General features: G+C 70.0%; 22 protein-coding genes. 7 read left to right on the plus strand and 15 right to left on the minus strand.

Annotated features, from left to right (window positions below):
• The first annotated feature begins 61 nt into the window (after nucleotides 1–61).
• Both AVL59_RS42260 and AVL59_RS42265 read left to right on the plus strand, forming a co-directional pair.
• Complete coding sequence (locus tag AVL59_RS42260; RefSeq protein WP_067315002.1) at nucleotides 62–1351, plus strand: PTS transporter subunit EIIC; 1290 nt, start codon at nucleotides 62–64, stop codon at nucleotides 1349–1351.
• Nucleotides 1352–1441: 90 nt separating this feature from the next.
• A complete protein-coding gene (locus AVL59_RS42265) occupies nucleotides 1442–2749 on the plus strand; it encodes a PTS transporter subunit EIIC (RefSeq protein ID WP_067315004.1) in 1308 nt (435 codons plus the stop codon).
• Nucleotides 2750–2815: 66 nt separating this feature from the next.
• On the opposite strand, the gene AVL59_RS42270 is transcribed toward AVL59_RS42265, so the two are convergent.
• Complete coding sequence (locus AVL59_RS42270) at nucleotides 2816–3568, minus strand: MBL fold metallo-hydrolase (protein ID WP_067315006.1); 753 nt, start codon at nucleotides 3566–3568, stop codon at nucleotides 2816–2818.
• Nucleotides 3569–3809: 241 nt separating this feature from the next.
• Here AVL59_RS42270 and AVL59_RS42275 point away from each other — a divergent pair, with 241 nt between their 5' ends.
• The gene (locus AVL59_RS42275; protein ID WP_067315008.1) at nucleotides 3810–4325 is read left to right on the plus strand and encodes a type II toxin-antitoxin system PemK/MazF family toxin; all 516 of its coding nucleotides are present in this window, start codon (nucleotides 3810–3812) and stop codon (nucleotides 4323–4325) included.
• Between the two features lie 97 nt (nucleotides 4326–4422).
• On the opposite strand, the gene AVL59_RS42280 is transcribed toward AVL59_RS42275, so the two are convergent.
• From AVL59_RS42280 to clpS, 9 genes are all read right to left on the minus strand, one after another.
• Nucleotides 4423–4872: a hypothetical protein gene (locus AVL59_RS42280; protein ID WP_067315009.1), complete on the minus strand. Its 450-nt coding sequence runs from the start codon at nucleotides 4870–4872 to the stop codon at nucleotides 4423–4425.
• 121 nt (nucleotides 4873–4993) lie between these two features.
• Complete coding sequence (locus AVL59_RS42285; RefSeq protein WP_067315011.1) at nucleotides 4994–7066, minus strand: putative Ig domain-containing protein; 2073 nt, start codon at nucleotides 7064–7066, stop codon at nucleotides 4994–4996.
• 260 nt (nucleotides 7067–7326) lie between these two features.
• Nucleotides 7327–8277, minus strand: a complete 951-nt coding sequence (locus AVL59_RS42290) for a PLP-dependent cysteine synthase family protein (protein ID WP_067315013.1) — start codon at nucleotides 8275–8277, stop codon at nucleotides 7327–7329.
• Between the two features lie 6 nt (nucleotides 8278–8283).
• On the minus strand, nucleotides 8284–8622 hold the full coding sequence (locus AVL59_RS42295) for a MoaD/ThiS family protein (RefSeq protein WP_067315015.1): 339 nt from the start codon (nucleotides 8620–8622) through the stop codon (nucleotides 8284–8286).
• Nucleotides 8623–8717: 95 nt separating this feature from the next.
• Entirely contained in the window at nucleotides 8718–8813 is a 96-nt protein-coding gene (locus tag AVL59_RS56230; RefSeq protein ID WP_335743766.1) for a putative leader peptide, read from the minus strand.
• A gap of 79 nt (nucleotides 8814–8892) precedes the next feature.
• Complete coding sequence (locus AVL59_RS42300) at nucleotides 8893–9315, minus strand: M67 family metallopeptidase (protein ID WP_067315017.1); 423 nt, start codon at nucleotides 9313–9315, stop codon at nucleotides 8893–8895.
• Between the two features lie 143 nt (nucleotides 9316–9458).
• The gene (locus AVL59_RS42305; protein WP_067315019.1) at nucleotides 9459–10877 is read right to left on the minus strand and encodes an amino acid permease; all 1419 of its coding nucleotides are present in this window, start codon (nucleotides 10875–10877) and stop codon (nucleotides 9459–9461) included.
• A 343-nt stretch (nucleotides 10878–11220) separates the two neighbouring features.
• A complete protein-coding gene (locus tag AVL59_RS42310) occupies nucleotides 11221–11826 on the minus strand; it encodes a DUF2017 domain-containing protein (protein ID WP_067315021.1) in 606 nt (201 codons plus the stop codon).
• Nucleotides 11827–11839: 13 nt separating this feature from the next.
• The gene (gene clpS, locus AVL59_RS42315) at nucleotides 11840–12157 is read right to left on the minus strand and encodes an ATP-dependent Clp protease adapter ClpS (protein WP_067315022.1); all 318 of its coding nucleotides are present in this window, start codon (nucleotides 12155–12157) and stop codon (nucleotides 11840–11842) included.
• A 56-nt stretch (nucleotides 12158–12213) separates the two neighbouring features.
• Here clpS and AVL59_RS42320 point away from each other — a divergent pair, with 56 nt between their 5' ends.
• Complete coding sequence (locus tag AVL59_RS42320) at nucleotides 12214–13560, plus strand: nicotinate phosphoribosyltransferase (RefSeq protein WP_067315023.1); 1347 nt, start codon at nucleotides 12214–12216, stop codon at nucleotides 13558–13560.
• Nucleotides 13561–13657: 97 nt separating this feature from the next.
• Nucleotides 13658–14251 carry a nicotinamidase gene (locus AVL59_RS42325; protein WP_067315025.1) on the plus strand — a complete coding sequence of 198 codons (594 nt, stop codon included), beginning with the start codon at nucleotides 13658–13660 and terminating at the stop codon, nucleotides 14249–14251.
• Nucleotides 14252–14339: 88 nt separating this feature from the next.
• On the opposite strand, the gene AVL59_RS42330 is transcribed toward AVL59_RS42325, so the two are convergent.
• Both AVL59_RS42330 and AVL59_RS42335 read right to left on the minus strand, forming a co-directional pair.
• Nucleotides 14340–14675, minus strand: coding sequence for a hypothetical protein (locus tag AVL59_RS42330; protein ID WP_067315027.1), 336 nt, complete (start codon nucleotides 14673–14675; stop codon nucleotides 14340–14342).
• 121 nt (nucleotides 14676–14796) lie between these two features.
• Entirely contained in the window at nucleotides 14797–17145 is a 2349-nt protein-coding gene (locus AVL59_RS42335; RefSeq protein WP_067315029.1) for an immune inhibitor A domain-containing protein, read from the minus strand.
• A 358-nt stretch (nucleotides 17146–17503) separates the two neighbouring features.
• On the opposite strand from AVL59_RS42335, the gene AVL59_RS42340 reads away from it, so the two are divergent.
• Complete coding sequence (locus AVL59_RS42340; RefSeq protein ID WP_067315030.1) at nucleotides 17504–17746, plus strand: hypothetical protein; 243 nt, start codon at nucleotides 17504–17506, stop codon at nucleotides 17744–17746.
• A gap of 76 nt (nucleotides 17747–17822) precedes the next feature.
• Here AVL59_RS42340 and AVL59_RS42345 read toward each other — a convergent pair whose 3' ends face one another.
• Nucleotides 17823–18539 carry an RDD family protein gene (locus AVL59_RS42345; protein ID WP_067315032.1) on the minus strand — a complete coding sequence of 239 codons (717 nt, stop codon included), beginning with the start codon at nucleotides 18537–18539 and terminating at the stop codon, nucleotides 17823–17825.
• A gap of 74 nt (nucleotides 18540–18613) precedes the next feature.
• Nucleotides 18614–20041, minus strand: coding sequence for an RDD family protein (locus AVL59_RS42350; protein WP_067315034.1), 1428 nt, complete (start codon nucleotides 20039–20041; stop codon nucleotides 18614–18616).
• Nucleotides 20042–20766: 725 nt separating this feature from the next.
• Between AVL59_RS42350 and AVL59_RS42355 the strand changes: the two genes are divergently transcribed.
• Nucleotides 20767–21180 (plus strand): SsgA family sporulation/cell division regulator, encoded by a 414-nt coding sequence (locus AVL59_RS42355; protein WP_067315035.1) that lies wholly within the window; start codon nucleotides 20767–20769, stop codon nucleotides 21178–21180.
• A gap of 8 nt (nucleotides 21181–21188) precedes the next feature.
• Here the strand turns inward: AVL59_RS42355 and AVL59_RS42360 are convergent, their stop codons facing one another.
• Nucleotides 21189–22604, minus strand: a complete 1416-nt coding sequence (locus tag AVL59_RS42360) for an FAD-binding oxidoreductase (RefSeq protein ID WP_067315037.1) — start codon at nucleotides 22602–22604, stop codon at nucleotides 21189–21191.
• Between the last annotated feature and the right edge of the window lie 71 nt (nucleotides 22605–22675).

Here is a 22675-nt window from a genome sequence, read left to right on the forward strand (position 1 = left end):
CTACACCACCGGGGGTACGGTCGCCAAACCGCGCCGGGTGAAGCGGTCAGGGAGGACGCCGATGAGCGCCGACAGCACGGTCAGCCCCGCGCTCGCCCGCTGGCACAAGTTCTTCCAGGGCCTGCAGAAGATGGGCCGCAGCCTCCAGTTGCCGATCGCGGTGCTGCCGGCGGCGGGCATCCTCAACCGGCTCGGACAGCCGGACGTCTTCGGCGCGAACGGCCTGGGCTGGACCGATGTCTCCAAGGTCATGGCGGGCGCGGGCAGCGCCCTCCTGGACGGCGCCCTCGGGCTCCCCCTTCTCTTCTGTGTCGGCGTCGCCATCGGCATGGCCAAGAAGTCCGACGGCTCCACCGCCCTCGCCGCCCTCGCCGGCTTCCTCGTCTACTACGGCGTCCTGCACCAGTTCCCCAAGGACTGCGCCGGCGGCACGAAGGCCGTGCCCGGCGTCGGATGCATCGCCCCGGACGCGACGGCCACCGCGTTCGCGTACCAGAACCCCGGCGTGTTCGGCGGCATCGTCATGGGGCTGCTCGCCGCCTTCTTCTGGGCCCGCTACCACCGCACGAAGCTCGTCGACTGGCTCGGCTTCTTCAACGGCCGCCGGCTCGTGCCGATCATCATGGCCTTCGTGGCGATCGTCTTCGCCGCGCTGTCCCTGTGGGTCTGGCCGCCCATCGGGGACGCGCTGGAGAGCTTCAGCCACTGGCTCAGCGACCTCGGCGCCTGGGGGGCGGGCGTCTTCGGCGTGGCGAACAGGGCGCTGCTGGTGGTCGGGCTGCACCAGTTCCTCAACGTGCCCATCTGGTTCCAGTTCGGCAGCTACACCAAGCCGGACGGCACGGTGGTGCACGGCGACATCAACATGTTCCTGGCGGGCGACCCGAACGCCGGCCAGTTCACCTCGGGCTTCTTCCCGATCATGATGTTCGCGCTCCCGGCGGCCGCGCTGGCGATGACCCACTGCGCGAGGCCGCACCGCCGCAAGGAGATCGGCGGGCTGATGCTCTCCGTGGCGCTGACCTCGTTCGTCACCGGCATCACCGAACCGATCGAGTACTCCTTCCTCTTCGTCGCTCCCCTGCTGTACGCGGTCCACGCGCTGCTCACCGGCGCCTCGATGGCGGCGACGTGGGGGCTCGGGGTGCACGACGGCTTCAGCTTCTCGGCGGGCCTGATCGACTACGTCATCAACTGGAACCTGGCGACGAAGCCGTGGGCGATCATCCCGATCGGCCTGTGCTTCGCGGCTGTCTACTACGTGGTCTTCCGCTTCGCGATCACGAAGTTCGACCTGAAGACGCCGGGCCGGGAGCCGGAGGAGGAGGTCGAGGACGTAACCAAGTTGTGAGCGGATTCGCGGGTTCCTTATCCCGCCTTCATCGTGCTACAACAGGTCTACACCACTGAGTGGTGTAGACCACCACCCGATGGAGGACGTATGAGCACCGCCACCGCGTCAACGGCGGCCCCCGCGAAGAAGCGGGGATCCGGGCTGCTTCAGGGCCTGCAGAAGGTCGGCCGCAGCCTCCAGCTTCCCATCGCCGTGCTCCCGGCGGCGGGCATCCTGATGCGCCTCGGCCAGCCCGACGTACAGGCCAAGCTGCACCTTCCCACGGACGTCGCGAAGGTCTTCGCCGGCGCCGGCGGTGTGCTGTTCGACAGCTCCTTCGGCCTGCCCCTGCTGTTCTGCATAGGCGTGGCGATCGGCTTCGCGAAGAAGGCCGACGGCTCGACGGCGCTGGCCGCCGTGGTTGCCTTCCTCACCTACTACGCGGTGATCCACCAGTTCCCGATCAAGGACGGGCACGAGGGCGCCACCTACACCCCGGTCGCCCCCTTCGGAGGATTCTGGCAGAAGGGCCACGAGGCGGCACAGGCGGCCACCTTCCAGAACCCCGGCGTGCTCGGCGGCATCATCCTCGGCCTGCTGACCGCCGTGCTGTGGCAGCGCTACCACCGCAAGAAGCTCGTCGACTGGCTCGGCTTCTTCAACGGCCGGCGCCTGGTGCCGATCATCACCGCCGCCGTCGGCTCGGTCCTCGGTGTCCTGGTGATCCTCGGCTGGCAGCCCATCGGTGACGTGATCACCAACTTCGGCGAGTGGATGACGGGTCTCGGCTCCTTCGGCGCGGCCTTGTTCGGCCTGATCAACCGCGCGCTGATCCCGATCGGCATGCACCAGTTCGTCAACTCCGTGGCGTGGTTCCAGATCGGTGACTACACGAACTCCGCCGGCACGGTCTTCCACGGCGACCTGCCGCGCTTCTTCGCGGGCGACCCGCACGCGGGTATGTTCATGACCGGCTTCTTCCCGATCATGATGTTCGGTCTGCCGGCGGCGGCCCTGGCCATCGCGCACTCCGCCCGCCCCGAGCGCCGCAAGGCCGTGCTGGGCATGATGACCTCGCTGGCCCTGACCTCGTTCGTCACCGGTGTGACCGAGCCGATCGAGTTCTCGTTCATGTTCATCGCGCCGATCCTGTACGCCATCCACGCGGTGCTGACCGCGCTGTCCATGGCCGTCACCTGGGCGCTGGGCATGCACATGGGCTTCAGCTTCTCGGCCGGCCTGACCGACGTGTTCATCAACTGGGGCATCTCCACCAAGCCCTGGCTGCTGTTCCCCGTGGGCCTGGTCTTCGCGGCGGTCTACTACTTCCTCTTCCGCTTCGCGATCACCAAGTTCAACCTCCCCACCCCGGGCCGCGAGCCCGAGGAGGAGATCGAGGACCTCACCAAGGCGTGAGACCGGCCCGGCATGACGAAGGCCCCGGAACCGAGGAGGTTCCGGGGCCTTCCCGTACGTGAAAGGTCAGATCTCGTACGTCGCCCGTGGCGCCGCCAGCTCCACCGGTCCGTCGAACACCTCGCGTGCGTCGGCCAGGTTGACCTGCGGGTCGGTCCACGGCGGGATGTGGGTGAGGACCAGGAGGCGGGCGCCCGCGCGGGCCGCCGACTCGCCCGCCTCACGGCCGTTGAGGTGCAGGTCGGGGATGTCTTCCCGGCCGTACGTGAAGGCGGCCTCGCACAGGTACAGATCCGTGTCCCGGGCCAGCTCGTCCAGCGCCTCGCTGACGCCCGTGTCGCCGGAGTACGTGAGCGACCGTCCGCCGTGCTCGATCCGGATGGCGTACGCCTCCACGGGGTGGCGCATCCGCTCGGTGTGCACCGTGAACGGGCCGATCTCGAACGTGGACGGCTTGACCGTGTGGAAGTCGAAGACCTCGCTCATCGAGGAGGCGGAGGGGGTGTCGGCGTAGGCCGTGGTCAGGCGGTGTTCGGTGCCCTCGGGGCCGTAGACCGGGATCGGTGCGCAGCGGCCGCCCTCGTGGCGGTAGTAGCGCGCGACGAAGTACGCGAGCATGTCGATGCAGTGATCGGCGTGCAGATGGCTCAGGAAGATCGCGTCGAGGTCGTAGAGACCGCAGTGGCGCTGCAACTCTCCGAGGGCGCCATTGCCCATGTCGAGCAGCAGCCGGAAGCCGTCGGCCTCGACGAGGTAGCTCGAGCAGGCCGATTCCGCGGATGGGAACGACCCCGAGCAGCCGACGACGGTGAGCTTCATGAAGCAGAAACCTCCGTTGGCGGGAACCGGTGGGCGGGGAGCTGAGGGGAGGGGTCGGGAAAGGGGCATAGGGGGGTCGTGCGGTTTGTCGAGCGTAAGGCGCGAAAGGGCGGGTCGCTCCTCCGCCAGGGGCCGTTGTGGGCGAACTCACCTGTGGTGTCACCGGTTCGGCTGGACCGGGGGCGCACAGGGAATGCGAGAGGGCGCGCAATACAGAGCACACGCCGGTAACGTCGTCTTCATGGACACGTCCTGGTGGCTGGCGCTCGCGGCGGTGGTGCTGCTCGCGCTGGTCGCCACGCTCGTCGACGGCTGGGGCCGGGCCCGCCGCCCCGGCGGGCGCCGGCTGCGGCCGCCGGGGCGCCTCGGCGGCCGGGACCGGGCCCGCGCGGCACGTCCGCACCCGGGGGACATCTGGTGGGCGAACGTGCCCTACGAGGAGCACACGGAGTCGAATGGGGCCGCGCGCAGCGCGTCGCACAGGGCGGTGGCGGGAGACGGGCGGGGGAAGGACCGGCCCTGTCTGGTGCTGGCCGTACGCGGCGACCGGGCCACGGTCGCGAAGATCACCAGCAGGTACCACGACGAGCGCGCCGGGGTGATCCCGCTGCCGCCCGGGGCGGTCGGTGATGCCCACGGGCGGCCCAGCTTCCTGCAGACCGACGAGCTGCGCGAGGTGCCTGTCGGCGACTTCCGGCGACGGGTGGGTGTGGTCGACCCTGTCTTGTGGGATCAGGTGAGACATCTCGCGAACTAGGTGCCGGCGGTCGTCCGCCGCGCCGTCGTCGCTGATCGCGCCCCGCGGCGCAGCCGCATGCCGGACACGGCCCCGCGCCCCTGCGGGGCGCGCCGTCTCACCGCACGTTCACCGTGACCGTCCACTCCTGGATGCCCTTGCAGGAGACCTGGCCGGGGTCGGGGGCCGGGCACAGCGGCCGGGAGGACGTCAGTTTCACGGTTCCGGCCGCCACCGCCTTGTAGGCCGCCGAGGCATCGCCCGGCTGGATGACGAAGCCCGCGTTGATCGCCCGCAGGGCGGTACCGCTCGCGGCGACCGGCTTCCAGGGGCGGGTCTTGGTGCCGTCGAGGCTGATCCGCAGCTCGCCGCCCTTGGCCAGGCAGACGGTACGGCCGTTGGCGGCCGCCTTCAGCTCCAGCCGGGCGGCGCACCCGCTGCCGGAGGACGGTGCGGAGGCCGACGGTGACACCTTGCCTTTGCTGCCGGTGTCCCCGCCGCTCTGGGAGCCGCAGCCTGCCAGGAGCAGCGCTGTGGCCGCGAGGACGATGGGTGTCGTACGGCGCATGGGTGTCCGCCTTTCTGCCGTGGCCGGCCGACCGGCCCCTTGGTGCAGATGTGACGTACCACCGGCGCGAACGGATCCCGCACACGGACGGCGTCCGTGTGCGGGACCGGTGTGACGCGGCTCAGCTGGTCGTCAGGGCGGTGTCGTCCACGACGAAGCTGGTCTGGAGGGAGGAGTCCTCCACCCCGCTGAACTTCAGGGTGACCGTCTGTCCCGCGAAGGAGGACAGGTCGAAGGTCTTCTGCGTGTACCCGGAGGCGGCGTTGAGGTTCGAGTAGGTCGCCAGGGTCGTCGAACCGGCGCTGACCGTCAGCTTGTCGTACGCGCTGCTGCTGGTGGTCTCGTCGGAGTCGATGTGCAGGTAGAAGGTGTAGCTGGCCTTGCAGCCGGCCGGGACGGTCACCGACTGGGACAGCGTGTCGGTGTGCGAGGAGCCGTACCCGTCGAGCCAGGCCTTGTAGGAGCCGCTGTGCGCGGCCTCACCGCTGTCGCTGGTGATGACGCCGCTGCTCGCGGTCCAGCCGGTGCTGCCCGACTCGAAGCCCGGGTTGGCCAGCAGCTGGGCGCCGGTGCAGGTGCCGCCGGAGGAGCCGACCGTCCAGGTGAAGGAGGTCGCGCCGGAGGCACCGGTGGAGTCCTTGGCCGTGACGGTGACCTGGTAGGTGCCCGCGGTGGACGCCGTGCCGGAGATCAGGCCGGAGGAGCTGTCGATGGACAGGCCGGTCGGCAGGCCGGAGGCGCTGTAGGTGAGGGCCGCGCCCGCGCTGTCGGTGGCGTGGATCTGCAGGGCGGCCGAGCCACCGGTGGTGGTGGACTGGCTGCCGGGGTTGGTGACGGTCACCGTGTTGCCGGTGCTGGTGCCGGCGGTGAAGGCGGTGGTGCCGTTCGGGGTGCCCCAGCCGGTCGGGCCGTCGTAGCCGGCGGTCGCGGTGCAGAAGTACGACGGGGAGCAGCTGCCGTTGTTGCCGCTGGTCACGTCGTACAGGTTGCTCGTGTGCTGGTACGGGTACTTCGACGGGTAGTCGCCGGAGCCCGGGGTGCCCGCGAGGGCGTAGACGCCGGCGACGATCGGGGCGGAGGCGCTGGTGCCGCCGTAGACCGCCCAGCCGGAGCCGCCGTAGGTGTCGTAGACCGCGACGCCGGTGGCCGGGTCGGCGACCGCGGAGACGTCGGCCTCCATGCGCTTGGAGCAGCCGGTGTCGGTCTGCCAGCTCGGCTTCGGGTCGTAGGCGGAGCAGCCGGAGCCGGTGCCCTCGGTGGAGCTGGTGTGCCACACCGACTCGCTCCAGCCGCGGGAGTTGGAGGAGGAGGTGAGCGCGGTGCCGCCGACGGCGGTCACGTACTGGGAGGTCGCCGGGTACTCGGCGCCGTAGGCGGAGTCGCCGGAGGAGACGGTGATCGCGACGCCCGGGTGCTTGAAGTACTGGGTGTCCTCGCTGGTCTGCGCGGAGGACTCTCCGCCGCCCCAGCTGTTGGAGACGACCTTGGCGCCCAGCGTGACGGCCTCGTTCTCGGCGATGCCGAGGTCGGTGTCGTTCGCGGAGTTCGCCTCGACCAGGTCGATGCTGCAGTTCGGGCAGACCGCGCTGACCATGTCGAGGTCGAGCGCCTCTTCACCGGCCCAGCCGGTGTCGTTGGTCGGCAGCGAGGTGGTGGAGCCGGTCTGGCTGACCTGCTTGAAGCAGCCGTTGGCCTTGGTGCAGGCGGACAGGCCGTAGGTGGAGCGGTAAGTGGCCAGGTCCGACTCGGCGTTGGGGTCGTTGTAGGCGTCGACGATGGCGACCGTCAGGCCGCTGCCGCCCGTCGAGGGCAGGTTGTAGGCGCTGTGCAGGTTGGCCGGGGAGAGGCCGGAGGGGGCCGCGGCGGCGAGCGCCGAGGCGAGCCGCTGCTTGATGTCGGTGCGCCGCTGGGCGAAGCAGGACGCGTGGCCCGGCTCGGCCGTGGCGCACAGGTGGGTCGTGGGGACCTTCTGCCCGGCCTTGCCGGTGGAGTGGAAGGTCTGGCGCTCCGGGGCGGTCAGGGCCTTGGCGTTCTGCGCGGCCCGGGAGGTGTGGGGCGCGGGGGCCGCGGCGGCCTGGGCTCCGGCCGTCGGTGCCGTGGCCAGTCCGGCGACGGTCAGGGCGAGGGACGGGAGGGCGATGGAGAGAAGTCTTCGCAGGCTCCGTCTGTGCCCGCTCGGGTGTGACTCACGCATGGGGTACTGCCTCCATGGGGAAGTGGGGTTTCTCGCACTGGTTGGGCAGGCCCGTGACGCGCGTAGCGGCGGTGCCGCGCAGTCATGAGCATGACACTCATTGCCACCCCGACGCCGAGTGAGCGTGACATGTCAGGGTGCGCGAGGAACGTAGACCCGGGCCGCGGAGCACGGGCAGTACCGGACGGAATCCTTTGCCTCTCCATAGGATGGGTTTAGCCCCCTCATGGGAGGGGGCTGGCAGGAGTTTGACGACGGGCCTACGCCCAGAGCTGGCCCTGCAGCGTCTCGATGGCCTCCTCGGTGGTGGCCGCCGTGTAGACGCCGGTGGACAGGTACTTCCAGCCGCCGTCGGCCACGATGAAGACGATGTCGGCGCTCTCCCCCGCCTTGACCGCCTTCTTCCCCACGCCGATCGCCGCGTGCAGGGCGGCGCCGGTGGAGACGCCCGCGAAGATGCCCTCCTGCTGGAGGAGTTCACGGGTGCGGGTGACCGCGTCGGCGGAGCCGACCGAGAAGCGGGACGTGAGGACGGAGGCGTCGTACAGCTCCGGTACGAAGCCCTCGTCGAGGTTGCGCAGGCCGTAGACCAGGTCGTCGTAGCGCGGTTCGGCGGCGACGATCTTCACGCCCGGCTTGTGCTCGCGCAGATAGCGCCCGACGCCCATGAGGGTGCCGGTGGTGCCGAGGCCCGCGACGAAGTGGGTGATCGACGGGAGGTCGGCGAGGATCTCCGGGCCGGTCGTGGCGTAGTGGGCGCCGGCGTTGTCCGGGTTGCCGTACTGGTAGAGCATCACCCAGTCGGGATGCTCGGCGGCCAGCTCCTTGGCCACGCGCACGGCGGTGTTGGAGCCCCCCGCGGCCGGCGAGGGGATGATCTCGGCGCCCCACATGCCGAGCAGGTCCCGGCGCTCCTGCGAGGTGTTCTCCGGCATCACGCACACCATGCGGTAGCCCTTGAGCTTGGCGGCCATCGCGAGGGAGATGCCGGTGTTGCCGGAGGTGGGTTCGAGGATCGTGCAGCCGGGAGTCAGGCGGCCGTCCTTCTCCGCCTGCTCGATCATGTGCAGGGCCGGGCGGTCCTTGACCGAGCCGGTCGGGTTGCGGTCCTCCAGCTTGGCCCAGATCCGGACGTCGGCGGACGGCGACAACCGCGGCAGGCGCACCAGAGGGGTGTTGCCCACCGCGGCCAGCGGGGAGTCGTAGCGCATGGGTGCTCAGCGGCCGATCAGTCCCGCCCGCCGCCCGACCGCCACCCCGGTCGGACGCGGCTCCGCCGCGGCGGAACCTCCGGCGACCGCCGGGAGGATCGTCACGGTGTCGCCGTCGGTCAGCTTGGTGTCGATGTTGTCGAGGAAGCGGACGTCCTCGTCGTTCAGGTAGACGTTGACGAAGCGGCGCAGCTTGCCCTCGTCCACGATGCGGGCCTTGATGCCCGCGTGCCGGGTCTCGAGGTCGGCGAACAGGTCGGCGAGGGTGGCACCGCTGCCCTCCACCGCCTTCTGACCGTCGGTGTACTGGCGGAGGATCGTGGGGATGCGGACCTCGATGGCCATGGCTCAGGGCTCCTGTCGGAAAGGGGTGGCTCGTCGAATCGGTGTGGGCGTACGGCGGCACGCCGCGGCTCACGGCCGTACGGCGGCGGGGAACGTCAACAGATGGCGCTGTTCAGCCTGCACAGGTCGACGTGCAGCCGCGCCACGAGCAGCGTGCTCGGCGCCTTCTCGCTCACGTCGTTCAGAACCATGGGCTCATCGTATCGATTCCCGGTCCGGGTCCTGGAATGTGATCCCACATGACGGACAGATCTCAACCAAGGACTGAGATCAGTACGTCTCCACGACCCTGACCTCCTCCTCGGTGACCTCCGAGTCGAGGATCCGGAAGGAGCGGAACTGGAACTCGCCGAGGCCGTCGGCGTCGGCGGTGGAGACGAGGACGTAGTGGGCACCGGGTTCGTTGGCGTAGCCGATGTCGGTCCGCGAGGGGTACGCCTCGGTCGCCGTGTGGGAGTGGTAGATGATCACCGGCTCCTCGTCGCGGTCGTCCATCTCGCGGTAGAGCTTGAGCAGATCCTGCGAGTCGAATTCGTAGAACGTGGGCGAGCGGGCCGCGTTCAGCATCGGGATGAAGCGCTCGGGACGGCCGGAGCCCACCGGGCCGGCGACGACGCCGCACGCCTCGTCGGGGTGGTCCTCGCGCGCGTGGGCGACGATCTGGTCGTACAGGGCCTGGGTGAGGGTCAGCATGGGGGTCAGGATAGACAGAGGGGCCGCCCCGTACCGATGTGTGGTACGGGACGGCCCACATGATGGACGTCCTGAGCGGCAGCCGCCGGGGGTGCCACGAGTACTCCCGGCGGCCGGACGTCCCGAGGGAGGTCTCCCCGCGATCAGCCCACCTGCTCCAGCTCGGGCTCGCGGCGGTCGGCGATCTGCGGCGTGCGGTTCTTCAGGACCAGCCAGCCGATGCCGAGCGCGACCGCCCAGACCGCCATCACGTACAGGCAGATGCGGGAGTCGGCATCGTACGCGATCAGACCGGTGACGAAGAGCAGGAACACGATGGCGACCCAGCTGCTGAGCGCGCCGCCCGGTGCCGGGAAGGGCGAGGCGGGCAGCCGGCCGGCGTTCACCGCGCGGCGGTAGAACACGTGGCTGATCAGGATCATCAGCCAGGTCCAGATGCCGGCCGCGGTGGCGACGGAGGTGACGTAGCCGAACGCCTTCTCCGGGACGACGTAGTTCAGGACCACGCCGATGCCCATGAACAGCACCGAGACGGTGATGCCGAAGGCCGGGGTCTTGGTGGAGGACAGCTTGGAGAAGACGCGCGGGGCCTCGCCGTTGTCCGCGAGGGTGCGCAGCATGCGGCCCGTGGAGTACATGCCCGAGTTGCAGGACGACAGGGCCGCGGTGAGCACCACGAAGTTGACGATGCCGGCGCCGGCCGGGATGCCGATCATCGCGAAGGCCTTCACGAAGGGGCTGACACCCTCGGTGAACTCGGTCCACTTGACCACGCACAGGATGACGGTGAGGGCACCGACGTAGAACAGGCCGATGCGCCAGGGCAGCGTGTTGATGGCCTTCGGGAGGGTCTTCTCCGGGTTCTCGGACTCGCCCGCGGTGACGCCGACCAGCTCGACGGCGAGGTAGGCGAACATCACGCCCTGCAGGGTCATCAGCGAGGACCCGATGCCCTTGGGGAAGAAGCCGTCGAACTGCCACAGGTTCGAGACGGACGCGGTGTCACCGGCGGCGCTGAAGCCGAAGGTGAGCACGCCGAGGCCGATCACGATCATGCCGATCAGGGCGGTGACCTTGACCATCGAGAACCAGAACTCCAGCTCCCCGAAGAGCTTCACGGAGATCAGGTTGACCCCGAAGAGGACCACCAGGAAGACGAGCGCCGTCACCCACTGCGGGATGGCCGGGAACCAGTAGTTGATGTAGATCGCGGCGGCCGTCAGCTCGGCCATGCCGGTGACCACCCACATCAGCCAGTACGTCCAGGCCGTGAAGTAGCCGAAGAACGGGCCGAGGAACTCGCGGGAGTAGTCCGCGAACGAGCCGGAGACAGGGCGGTAGAGCAGCAGCTCGCCCAGGGCCCGCATGATGAAGAAGATGATCACGCCGGCGAGGGCGTACATCAGGATGAGGCTGGGGCCCGCCTTCTCGATGTTGGCCCCGGCCTTCAGGAACAGACCGACGCCGATCGCACCGCCGATCGCGATCATCTGGACCTGGCGGCTGCCGAGCCCGCGCTCGTAGCCCTCCTCAGGGGCTTCGGTGACCTTCTCAGAGGCCATGTTGTGGTGCGCCTTTCTCCATGCCGACCCGGGCCTTTCGTCGGCCTCGGATCGGGTTTCGATCCCCCCGGATTGATGGAGCTGGGCGGGTTTCGCGTGCCCGCCCGTGCCTGGCCGGCGGTCGCCGGCTCGGTGGCGCACCCGGCCGAACATGGGTGGTGTTTGGCCGGGCGGTCGTGAAGATTTATCACGGCCGCAATATTGATCACAGGGGTGTGTTGTGACGCACAGCACAGGGAAAAGCGGACAAAGAGCGCTCGAATGCTACATACCAGGCCGCAACGGTGACGGGATCGTTATCCGGATTTGAGCGTCCTCTGAGCGAACACGGAATCCTGACAGATCAGGGCATAAGTGTGGCCACGAGTGTCTCCTGGAGGCCACCGAGCCACAGATAGGCCATCACCATCGGCTTGCGCGGGTCCTCGTCCGGGAGCCGGTAGAGCAGATCGGTGTCGTCCTCGTCGACGATCTCCAGCCGGGCACCGATCGCCAGACGCAGATCATTGAGGGCACTGAGCCAGCATCGCGACTCCTCCGGGGACAGCTTGAGCACCGCCCCGCCCTCGTCCAGCGGCGACAGCGCGTCCAGCGTGCGGACCACCGCGAGGGCGTTGTCCCGCTTGCCGGCCCTGAGGTCGTTCTCGGTGTACCGGCGGAACTCGGCGGAGTGCGCCTTGCACTCCTCGGCCTCGGCCGGGGAGGAGGGCGCCGTCTCCGGATCGCTGTAGGCGTCCGGGAAGAGCCTTCTGAGCACCGGGTCGGCGGGCGGCTCGCTCGGGCCCTCGGCGAACAGCTCCGCGAGCGGGTCCGCGGAGGCGTCCTCGGCGGGGCCGGGGCCGATCAGCTCGAGGAGCTGCACGGCCAGCGACCGGATGATGGAGATCTCGACCTCGTCGAGCGCGACGGCGGCGCCGCCGCCGGGGATCGGTTCGAAGTGTCCGGGCATCGAAATGGGTTCGCTACTTCCGGTCCTGCTGAAGGGTGGCCCACAGACCGTAGCCGTGCATCGCCTGCACGTCGCGCTCCATCTCCTCGCGAGAACCGCTGGAGACGACCGCCCGGCCCTTGTGGTGAACGTCGAGCATGAGCTTGGTGGCCTTGTCCTTGGGGTAGCCGAAGTACGCCTGGAAGACATAGGTCACATAGCTCATGAGGTTGACCGGGTCGTTGTGGACGATCGTGACCCAGGGGACGTCGGGCTCGGGTACGGCGAAGACCTCCTCCGCCGACTCGGTGCGTTCGATCTCTACGGGCGCGGGTGACGTCACACAGCCCATGCTGCCACGCGCTCGACAAATCGTCACACTGACGAAATGGGGGTACGATGCTTGCCATGAACACAGCGGACCTTGGGCTGCCGGTGGACGTCCCCTCGACGGCGCTCTTCACGGACCAGTACGAGTTGACGATGCTGCAGGCCGCGCTGAAGGCCGGTACGGCCGATCGGCGCAGCGTGTTCGAGGTCTTCACCCGGCGGCTGCCCGACGGGCGGCGCTACGGCGTGGTGGGGGGCACCGGGCGTGTCCTGGACGCGGTCGAGAACTTCCGCTTCGACGAGGGCGTCCTCGACTTCCTGCGCGATCGGAAGATCGTGGACGAGCAGACCCTGAAGTGGCTCGCCGACTACCGCTTCAGCGGTGACATCTGGGGCTACCCCGAGGGCGAGGTCTACTTCCCGGGCTCGCCGATCATGCGGGTCGAGGGCAGCTTCGCCGAGTGCGTGCTCCTGGAGACGGTGATCCTGTCCATCCTCAACCACGACTCGGCGATCGCGGCGGCCGCCTCCCGGATGGCCTCCGCCGCCGGTGACCGGCCCCTGATCGAGATGGGCGCCCGCCGCACCCACGAGCTGGCCGCCGTGGCCGCGTCCCGGGCCGCGTACGTCGGTGGCTTCGCGAGCACCTCCGACCTCGCGGCCGGCTTCCGCTACGGCATCCCGACCGTCGGCACCTCGGCGCACGCCTTCACCCTGCTGCACGACCGCGAGCGGGACGCCTTCGAGGCCCAGGTGGCCTCGCTGGGCAGGAACACGACCCTCCTGGTGGACACGTACGACGTCGCCGAGGCGGTCCGTACGGCGGTGGAGGTGGCCGGGCCCGAGCTGGGCGCGGTGCGCATCGACTCGGGCGATCTGCTCCTGGTGGCCCACCGGGTCCGTCAGCAACTGGACGAGCTGGGCGCCACGGCCACGAAGATCGTGGTCACCTCCGACCTGGACGAGTACGCCATCGCCTCGCTCGCGGCGGCGCCCGTGGACGCGTACGGCGTCGGCACCCAGCTGGTGACCGGGTCCGGCCATCCGACCTGCTCCATGGTCTACAAGCTGGTCGCCCGGGCCGAGTCCGCCGATCCGGCGGCGCCGCTGGTGCCGGTCGCGAAGAAGTCCACCGGGGGCAAGACCTCCATCGGCGGGCGCAAGTGGGCGGCGCGGCGGCCGGACGAGCGGGGGGTGGCCGAGGCCGAGGTGATCGGCACGGGGCCGGTGCCGGCCGGGCTGGCCGACCGGCAGCTGCTGGTGGAACTGGTCAAGGGCGGTGACGTCGTCGCGCGCGAGCCGCTCGACGCGGCCCGCGCGCGGCACATCGCGGCCCGCGCCGATCTGCCGCTGTCCGCGACACAGCTCTCGCGGGGGGAACCCGTCCTTCCGACGGAGTACCTCCAGGGGCGCTCGGAGAGCTAGAGCGCGCCCCCTGTCCGCCCCCTTCCGAGCCCCCTCCCGGACGGGCCCCAAACTCTCTAGGCTCAGTTACTTAACCCACAGCCGAAGGACACCCACCATGCGCCGCGCCTTGATCGTCGTAGACGTGCAGAACGACTTCTGCGAGGGGGGCAGCCTCGCGGTGGCCGGGGGTGCGGATGTCGCCGCCGCGATCACCGAGCTGATCGGCCAGGCGGCGGGGACGGGATACCGCCACGTGGTCGCCACCCGCGACCACCACATCGCGCCCGGCGGCCACTTCGCGGACAACCCCGACTTCGTCCGCTCCTGGCCCGCGCACTGCGTCGCGGGCACGGAGGGGGTGGGCTTCCACCCGAACTTCGCGCCCGCCGTCGCCTCCGGGGCGGTGGACGCGGTGTTCGACAAGGGGGCCTACTCGGCGGCGTACAGCGGCTTCGAGGGCGCCGACGAGAACGGGGTGGCCCTGGCCGAGTGGCTGCGCTCCCGCCACATCGACGAGGTCGACGTGGTCGGCATAGCCACGGACCACTGCGTACGCGCCACCGCGCTGGACGCCGCCCGGGAGGGCTTCCGCACCCAGGTGCTCCTGGACCTGACCGCGGGGGTCGCCCCGGAGTCCACCGAACGGGCTCTGGAGGAGCTGCGCGCGGCAGGCGTGGAACTGACCGGCAAGCCGGTGGTCAGCGGCTAGCCGACCCACCACCAGGGCTTAGGGCAGGTCCGGCACCACCGGTCCGCGCCGCAGCGGCTGATCGCCGTCGCGGCGGAGGAGGGTGCCCTCAGCTCTGCTGCACCACCGCCGACCTGCGGAGCAGTGCTCGGATCGGGTGCCAGAGCTCTATCACGGTGACACCGTTGTCGGGTGCCGTGCGCCATATGAGGCCGTCGGGGTGGTGCAGGACCGCCGTGATCTCGTCCGGGGTCGGAGGCGCCGCGTTCCCCCGGAGGTAGATCGCGCGCAGGCCCAGGTTGCGCAGGCGGGTGAGGGCCCGGGCGCGGTTCTGGGCGTGGACCAGCACCCGTACCCCGGTCGAGCCGTCGGCGGCGGGGCTGGGCAGGTTCAGAGCCACCACCACTCTGCCGTTCGGCAGTTTGCAGAAACCTCCTGCGGCCATGCGGTCACATCCCCGTTTCGGTCGGTGTCAATAAGCGGACCACAGGACGCACCTAAACACGATCGGCGGCGACCCGCCAGGGGGTCACCGCCGATACGCTTCTGACCTGCGAAAATGTCCGCTACTTCACCGCGGGGCCGACTTCCAGCTCGATCGTCGAGCCATCCTTGGCCTGCTTGGTGATCTTGATCTTCGTGTTGGTGTCAGTGATCTTGACGCCACCGGTCGGGTTCGAGGTGTCGTAGTAGGAGCTGGCGCGGTCGTCGAAGACCGGCACCCCCTTCTGCGACTTGAACGTGGTCGCCTGGTCCGCCTTGTGCAGCGTGATCGCGTCCGTGGCGTCCAGGCTGAACGGCGAGTCGAAGGCCTGGATCCGGTTGCGCAGCAGCGTGCCGTCGGAGTACTTCAGCGCCTTCCAGTGGGCGTCCACCGGAAGGATCAGGCCGGTGCCCGGGTGGTCCTTGGTGTTGTTGTCCGCCTGGGAGGTGTCCCACTTCCAGATCAGCAGGCCGTTCTGGTACGGGTAGTGCTCCACCCAGCCGGGACGCGACGAGAAGCCGAAGTTGTACGGGCCGGCCTTCAAGGTCTTGTCGTACGACGCGTACTGGCGGTTCTCGGCGAGGTAGTACTGCTTGTAGTCCTTGGTGAAGGACGCGCCGATGCGGGAGAACCCGGTGGCGCTCCAACCGGCGTCCGCCGTCTCGGCGTTGTCGGAGAACAGCGCCGCGCCGTCCGCGGTGACCGCGATCTCGTCGGCCGCGAAGCCCTTCTGCGCCACACCGCCGTCGGTCTCGTAGCGGAAACGGACCTCGATCTTCTTGCCCGCGTAGGCGTCCAGCGGGTACGACAGCTTCTTGTAACCGTCGACCGTGCCGGTCAGGGTCGGCTTGCCGGAGCCGTCGCGCGGGATGGCCTGACCGTCCACCGTGCCGTCCAGGGCGGTCCAGTTGGCGCCGCCGTCGGTCGACACCTCGGTGTAGAGGAAGTCGTAGCCGTTCTCGATGTCGTACCAGCCGTCGAGGGTGAGCGCGGCCGACGTCTTGCCGGTGAGGTCCACCGAACGGGTCAGGGTGTTCTTGAGGTTGTCACCGCTGCCGCTCCACCACTGGGCCGAGCCCTGCGCCGGGGTGACGATCTCCGTCTTGACCGCCTTGTCGGGCAGCGAGACCACCAGCGCCTGGCGGTACTTGGTGTTGTACTCGGCGAGGCCCAGCTTGTGCCAGGAGGAGACGCCGGCCTTGGCGGAGTCGTAGTTCAGCCAGCCCAGCTGCAGCTTGTCCCAGGCGTTCATGTCGCCGGGCAGGTTGCCGATGGACTCCTTGCCCGTGCCGAGCCAGGAGCCGGAGGACATCAGCGTCCAGAAGCCGGTGGAGTTGTCGCCGCCGTTGGTGTCGTACTCGTCCGGCAGGCCCAGGTCGTGGCCGTACTCGTGGGCGAAGACGCCGAGGCCGCCGTTCTCCGGCTGGATGGTGTAGTCGCCGACCCAGATGCCGGTGTCGCCGATCTGCGCGCCGCCGAGCTTGTTGTTCTGGGGGCCGGTGACGCCCTTGTCGGTGCCGAAGGCGTACCAGCGGTGCGCCCAGATCGCGTCCTTGCCCTGGACACCGCCGCCCGCGGACTCGTCCTCACCGGCGTGCACGAGCTGGAAGTGGTCGATGTAGCCGTCGGGCTCGTTGAAGTTGCCGTCGCCGTCGTAGTCGTAGCGGTCCCACTGGTCGTACTTGGCCAGGTCCGCCTTGATCGCGGCGTCGGACTTGCCGGCCTTCTTCTGGTCGGCGACCCAGGCGTTGACACCGTCGCTGACGGCGTTCCACACGCTCGGGCAGTTGGTCTGACCGCAGGCGTTGTTGCCGTAACGGGCCTCGTTGTAGGGGACCTTGACCCAGTCCGAGACCTCGCCGTCGACCGAGTAGCGGCCCGAGGACTGCTTCTCGTAGTACTTCTTCAGCGACTCGGTCTTCTTGCCGGTGCCGAAGTAGAGGTCCTGGTAGTGCTTCTGGTTGTAGTCCTTCTGCCAGGCCGTCGAGTTGTCCTTCGTGCGGTCCGGCGCGGCGATCTTGTTGTGCAGCGGTCCGGGGGTACCGCCGTACTTGGGGTCCGCCTGGTCCCCGAACTCCACCAGGATGGTGAAGATCTTGTCGGTCTTCTCGCGGCCCAGCTCGACGTACTTGCTGTCGCCCTTCTTGCTCTTGAGCTGGACGACCTTCGAGCCGTTGCGCTCCTTGGCCTTGACCTTGCCCGATATGAGCTGGTTCAGGGCCTCCTGGCGCTGGGCCTTCTGGGTCTTGCTCATGGGGCCGTCGAGGTCGTGCGCCTGCTGCTTCACCGGGGCCGGGTCGTGCCGGTTCGCGGCGGCGGACCGGGCCGTGGTGCTCGCCTCGGCGACGGCGAAGGTCGCGAAGCCGGCGGAGGCCGCGGCGAGCGCCACGCCGATGGCCGCGGCTCTGAACGTCCAGGGTCTGCTGGTCACTTGAGTTCCTCCCCCGCGCCGCGCACACGGACAGGGGGGTCCTGGTCATGGAAGGGTCCGTGCGCGCACGATCAACGCGTGTAATCAAGTGACGACATTTGACTAGAGGTTTAGAAGAAAAGACAGACCTTGACTTGAGTAGAACAAGTGCACTATGCGGAGACGGCGTTCGCTTTACGAACGGCTGAACATGTCGGTCAACGGCGCGTCGCCCCGTCCACTGGCCGGACGCCATGACTCCGTGCGCCCCCTGTGCACCGGCACCGTGGGTTAGGTCACGCTTACCCGGCGTCCCATTCGGGCATGCACGCGAATAGAGTCGAAGGCGCCCCCATCATCTTCCGAGGACACGATTGCCATGCCTCGTCCGACTGCCGCACAGCTCGCCTACGGTTCCTGCACCGTGATCTTCTCGACGCTCGCCATGCTGCTGCTGTCCCAGACGAGTTCGGGCCTCGGGATCACCGTCATCGCGCTGGCCGCGCTGGCCCTGGGGCTGCTCGTGGCCATGACGGTGCCCTTGCCGAAGCCGCGTACGGTCGCTTCGCCGGCCGCGACCGCGCCCGAACCCGAGGAGGAGCCGGTGACCACCGCGCTCTGACCGGCCCCGCACGTGAGCGGCGGGCCCGTGGCTGTTCCCACGGACCCGCCGCTTTCGTATGGGCAGCCATAGCAGGTCAACCGACTTCGACCACCACCGTCTTGGCGGCCTTGTCGTGCAGGCCCTGTTTGTACGGCTTGTCGAAGTAGCTCCAGCCGCCCGCGATCGCGATCCAGAAGCAGGAGCAGCAGAACAGGGCCGGGAGCCAGAGCACCAACGCACGCATCAGAGCGGTCTGGGTCGACGGCGTGGAACCGTCGGCGAGGTCGGCGACTCTCATGCCCAGCCACTTCTTGCCCAGGGTCTGCCCCCACTTGGCGGTCATGAAGGTGTCGTAGCCGACATAGAGCACGATGCCGATCACCGCCTCCGCGAACACCTTGCTGGTCTCGATCGCGTCGCTGTTCACCGTGAGCCCGAAGGGCAGATTGACCAGCACGGCGACGATGGTGACAAGGATGATGTCGATGATCCGCGCCAGCGTCCGCTTGCCGCTGTCGGCGAGCGGGGGCATACCGGCGAGCGGGTCGGCCGGGTAGCCGGGGGCGCCGCCGTAAGGGCCGCCCCCGTACGGTTCGCCGCCGTAGGGCGGGGGCTGCTGGCCGCCCCAGGGCGGGAGCGGCTGTTCGCCTCCTGGGGGCGGGGGCGGACCGCTGGGCGGCGGGGGCTGCTGGGCACCGCCGGACGGGGTGTCGTACGGCGAGCCCGCCCCCTGGTCCGACGGGGGCCGTTTCTTGAACGGGTCGTCCTCGGGGGGCTGCTCTCCGGAGCCGGGGGGCGGTTCGCTGCTCATGGCCCGAGTGGACCGCGAACACCCCGGCTCCGCATCCGGCGGGCGGCCGTACGGGGGTAGGGCGCCCCGCCCGATCAGTCCGCGACGAAGGTGTGGGCCGCCTTGTCGTGCCAGCACTGGTGCCAGGGCCGGTCGAACAGACACCACAGCACGCCGAGGATCCCGATGCCGAGCAGGCCGGGGACGCTGTAGACGAGCCAGCGGCGCAGGGCCGCGCCGAACGTCGGGGGCTCGTGCGCCTCGATGTCCCGGACCTCGAGACCGCACAGCTTCTTGCCGAGGGTGCGGCCCCACTTGGCGGTGGGCAGCACCTCGTAGAGCACGCCGAAGACGAGGAGCGCGGCGAGGACGACGCCGAGCGCGGTGCCGGTCGTGCCGTCGAGCAGCCAGACGGTGACGGTACGGCCGGACAGCTTGGCCTCGTCGATCTTGTGCTGGATGTGGTCGGCCACCTGGGCGCCGAACGGGACCGCCGCGGCGGCGGTGACGGCGCCGAGGACCAGGTTGTCGATCAGGCGGGCGGCGAGGCGCTTGCCGAGGCCGGCCGGGCGGGCGGCGGCCTGGCGGCGGGCCGCCGCCTGGAACGGGTCCTCCACCGGCGGCTTCCACGGCGCCACGGGCTGCTCGTCCCCGCCTCCGGCCAGCTGGTGCACCTGCTGCGCCCAGGAGGCTTGGCCGCCGCCGGGGCCCGCGGTCATGGGGGTGGCGGGGGCCACGACCTGCTGCGGACCGCCCTGCTGGGGCACGGACTGCTGCGGCACGGACTGCTGTGGGCCGGGCTGCTGGGGCCCTGCCTGCTGCGGTACCGAGGGGGCCATCGATGCCTGCGGTGTCTGGGGTGCCTGCGCTGCCGCGGCCCGGGCGGCGGCGGCCTTCCCGGCGCCGAAGCCGGGGCCCGTGGCCGGGGCGGACTGTGCCGGGGGTGCCCCGACCGGTCCCTGCACGCCGGGTCCTGCGGCACCCGGGCCGCCGGCCCCGACCGGTCCCTGTGCCCCGAAGCCGGGCGTGCCGGAGGACGCGGGGCCGACGGCTCCCGGCTGCGGGCCCTGGCCCGGCGCCGGGCGGAACATCATCGTGCCGTCGTCGGTGACCGCGGCGGGACCGGGGACCGGGCGGCGGAAGATGAACGTCCCGCCGGAGTCGGGGGTGTCGTCCTCGGCCGGCGGGACCGGTGCCGTGCCGTCGGCGTGGCCGGCCGGCCGGGACGGGTTGTCGGCGGGGATCCTCGGGTCGGTGCCCCAGGCGGCCTTCCGCTCCTGGCCGGAGGGCCCCGGCTGCGGGTCCTCGTCGAAGAAGTGCGGGCCCGTCTCCTCGACGGACGGGGCCGCCGGGCGGACGCCGGGCGGCGGAGCGAGCGGTTCGCCGTCCTTGGGCGCCGGCCGGCTGGTGCCCGGCACCCAGGAGGCGCCGTTCCAGTACCGGACGTAGCCGGGGATGGACGGGTCCGGGTAGTAGCCCTCGCGGGGCCTGTCGTCACCGGGGGCCGGGGTTGGGGCGCTCATGTCCGTCTGCCCGTATCTGCTCGGGGGTGGGTTGGGGGCCTCCACATCTATCAGACCGCTCCCAGGGTTGTTGGCCGGTGTCGGCCAACTCGCCATGAACCGGATGTGCGGTCCGGTGGCCCGGCCTGGCCGGTGCCGGCTCCCATGGTGTCCCGTCCGGTGGTGCGGACCTCGGAAAAGCCCGGATTATCCGCCGCGATCCCCGCGCGGCCGGGGACCGCTCGGGTCGAGCGGGACGGTGTGGGGTTCGCCGGTCGGACGGCCCTGCGCATCGCGTATGAAGACGGGGTACGAAGGCCGGGACGTGGACGGTGTCCGGACACGACCGGCCGTGGCTCCGGGCGCGGACGATGTCGTAGCACACGGCGGCGCACCGCCCGGTGCACGGTGACCGGGTCGGGCCGCTCCGGCGCCGCATCCGGGGCACGCCGCCTGTCGCGCTCGCGTGCCACCGCCTCAGCCTCCTAGCCGCTACCCGTCCAGCACCACCGCCGATCATGCGTTCATCCGCCCGCTCGGTCTCAGGAATCGGCTTCGTTCACCCGCACGAGTGACATGCCGGCCGCCTGCGTCCTTTGACCCGGAGTCTTATGGCTCAGCCGACAGGGCTCGTCCGAAGCCCGAGAAGAAATTTCCCGGAACCCGCGTAATGCCGGCGCCCCCGCCCCCTCTCCCCTGTGCATGGGCCCGGTCCGAGCGGCCCCGGAGGAGAGGAAACGCAGGTCATGGATCACACCGTGGTGGAGCGGGAGCTGGAGCTGAGACTGATTCTGTCGCCCGAGCGGAGCATCCCGGTCCCGGCCCGGCTCAGCTATCGCTGCGACGACCCGTACGCGATCCACATCGCCTTCCACATCAACTCCGAGCACCCTGTCAACTGGACTTTCGCCCGGGAGCTCCTGGTGGAGGGGGTGTTCCGGCCGTGCGGGCAGGGGGATGTGCGGGTGTGGCCGACGAAGGCCGAGGGGCGCAGCGTCGTGCTCGTGGGGCTGAGTTCCCCTGACGGGGACGCCCTCCTCGAGGCTCCCGCCGCCCAGGTGTCCGCATGGCTGGAGCGGACGCTGCGGGTGGTGCCTCCGGGGACCGAGGGCGGGCAGCTGGGCATCGACGACGCGCTCGACCATCTGCTCGCCCGATGACGGCGGGGTCAGAAGAGCTTGCCGGGATTGAGGATCCCGAGGGGGTCGAAGACTTGCTTCACCGCCCGCTGCATCTCGACGCCGACCGGGCCGATCTCCCGTGCCAGCCACTCCTTCTTCAGGACGCCCACCCCGTGTTCGCCGGTGATGGTGCCGCCCAGTTCCAGGCCGAGGGCCATGATCTCGTCGAAGGACTCGCGGGCCCGTCGGGACTCGTCGGCGTCCTGGGCGTCGAAGCAGACGGTGGGGTGTGTGTTGCCGTCTCCGGCGTGTGCGCAGACCCCGATGGTGAGCCCATATGCGGCGGCGATGGATTCGATGCCCTCCAGCATCGCGCCGAGCCTGGAGCGGGGCACGCACACGTCGTCGATCATCGTCGTGCCCTTGACCGCCTCCAGCGCGGTCAGCGAGAGCCGCCGGGCCTGGAGGAGGAGTTCGGACTCGGCGGCGTCCTCGGCCGGGACGACCTGGGTGGCGCCGGCGGCCTCGCACAGCGCGCCGACGGCGGCGAGGTCGGCGGTGGGGTCCGGGGTGTCGAAGGCGGCCAGCAACAGCGCCTCGGTGGTCTCCGGCAGACCCATGTGGGCGAGGTCGTTGACCGCCTTGACGGTCGTACGGTCCATCAGTTCGAGGAGGGACGGGACGTGCCCGCCCTCCATGATCCGGCACACGGCTTCGCAGGCGGCGGCCGCGGAGGCGAACTCGGCGGCCAGCACCAGCTGCTCGGGCGGTTTGGGCCTGAGGCCCAGGATCGCGCGGACGACGATGCCGAGCGAGCCCTCGGAGCCGACGAAGAGACGGGTGAGGTCGTAGCCGGCGACTCCCTTCGCGGTGCGACGCCCGGTGGACATCACCCGGCCGTCGGCGAGGACGACCTCCAGGCCCAGCACGTACTCGGCGGTCACGCCGTACTTCACACAGCACAGGCCGCCCGACGCCGTGCCGATGTTGCCGCCGATGGTGCACATCTCCCAGCTGGAGGGGTCCGGCGGGTAGTACAGGCCGTGTTCCTCGACCGCCCGGGAGAGGGCGGCGTTGACCACGCCCGGTTCGACCACGGCGATCCGGTCGACGGGGCTGATCTCCAGGATGCGGTCCATCTTGGTGAGGGACAGCACGATGCAGCCCTCGGTGGCGTTGGCGCCGCCGGACAGGCCGGTGCGGGCGCCCTGCGGGACGACCGGTACGCGCAGTTCGGTGGCGGTGCGCATGACGTGCTGGACCTGTTCGACCGTGCGCGGCAGCACGACCACGGCCGGGGCGCCCGCGGGGCAGAAGCTCGCCATGTCGTTGGCGTAGGACGCGGTGACGTCGGGGTCGGTCAGGACGGCCTCGGCGGGCAGGCCGGCCAGGAGCCGGTCGGTGAGGTTACCGGTTGTTGCGGCGTCCTCGTCGGGACGCGCTTCGATGCGGCTCATGATCACAGCGTCGCACTCGGGGCCATCGGTGTGAACCCCGTCCGTGCCTTCCTTGGGCCACCCGGGCGCGCTCGTCG

This window comes from Streptomyces griseochromogenes, from assembly GCF_001542625.1.
Classification (GTDB): domain Bacteria; phylum Actinomycetota; class Actinomycetes; order Streptomycetales; family Streptomycetaceae; genus Streptomyces; species Streptomyces griseochromogenes.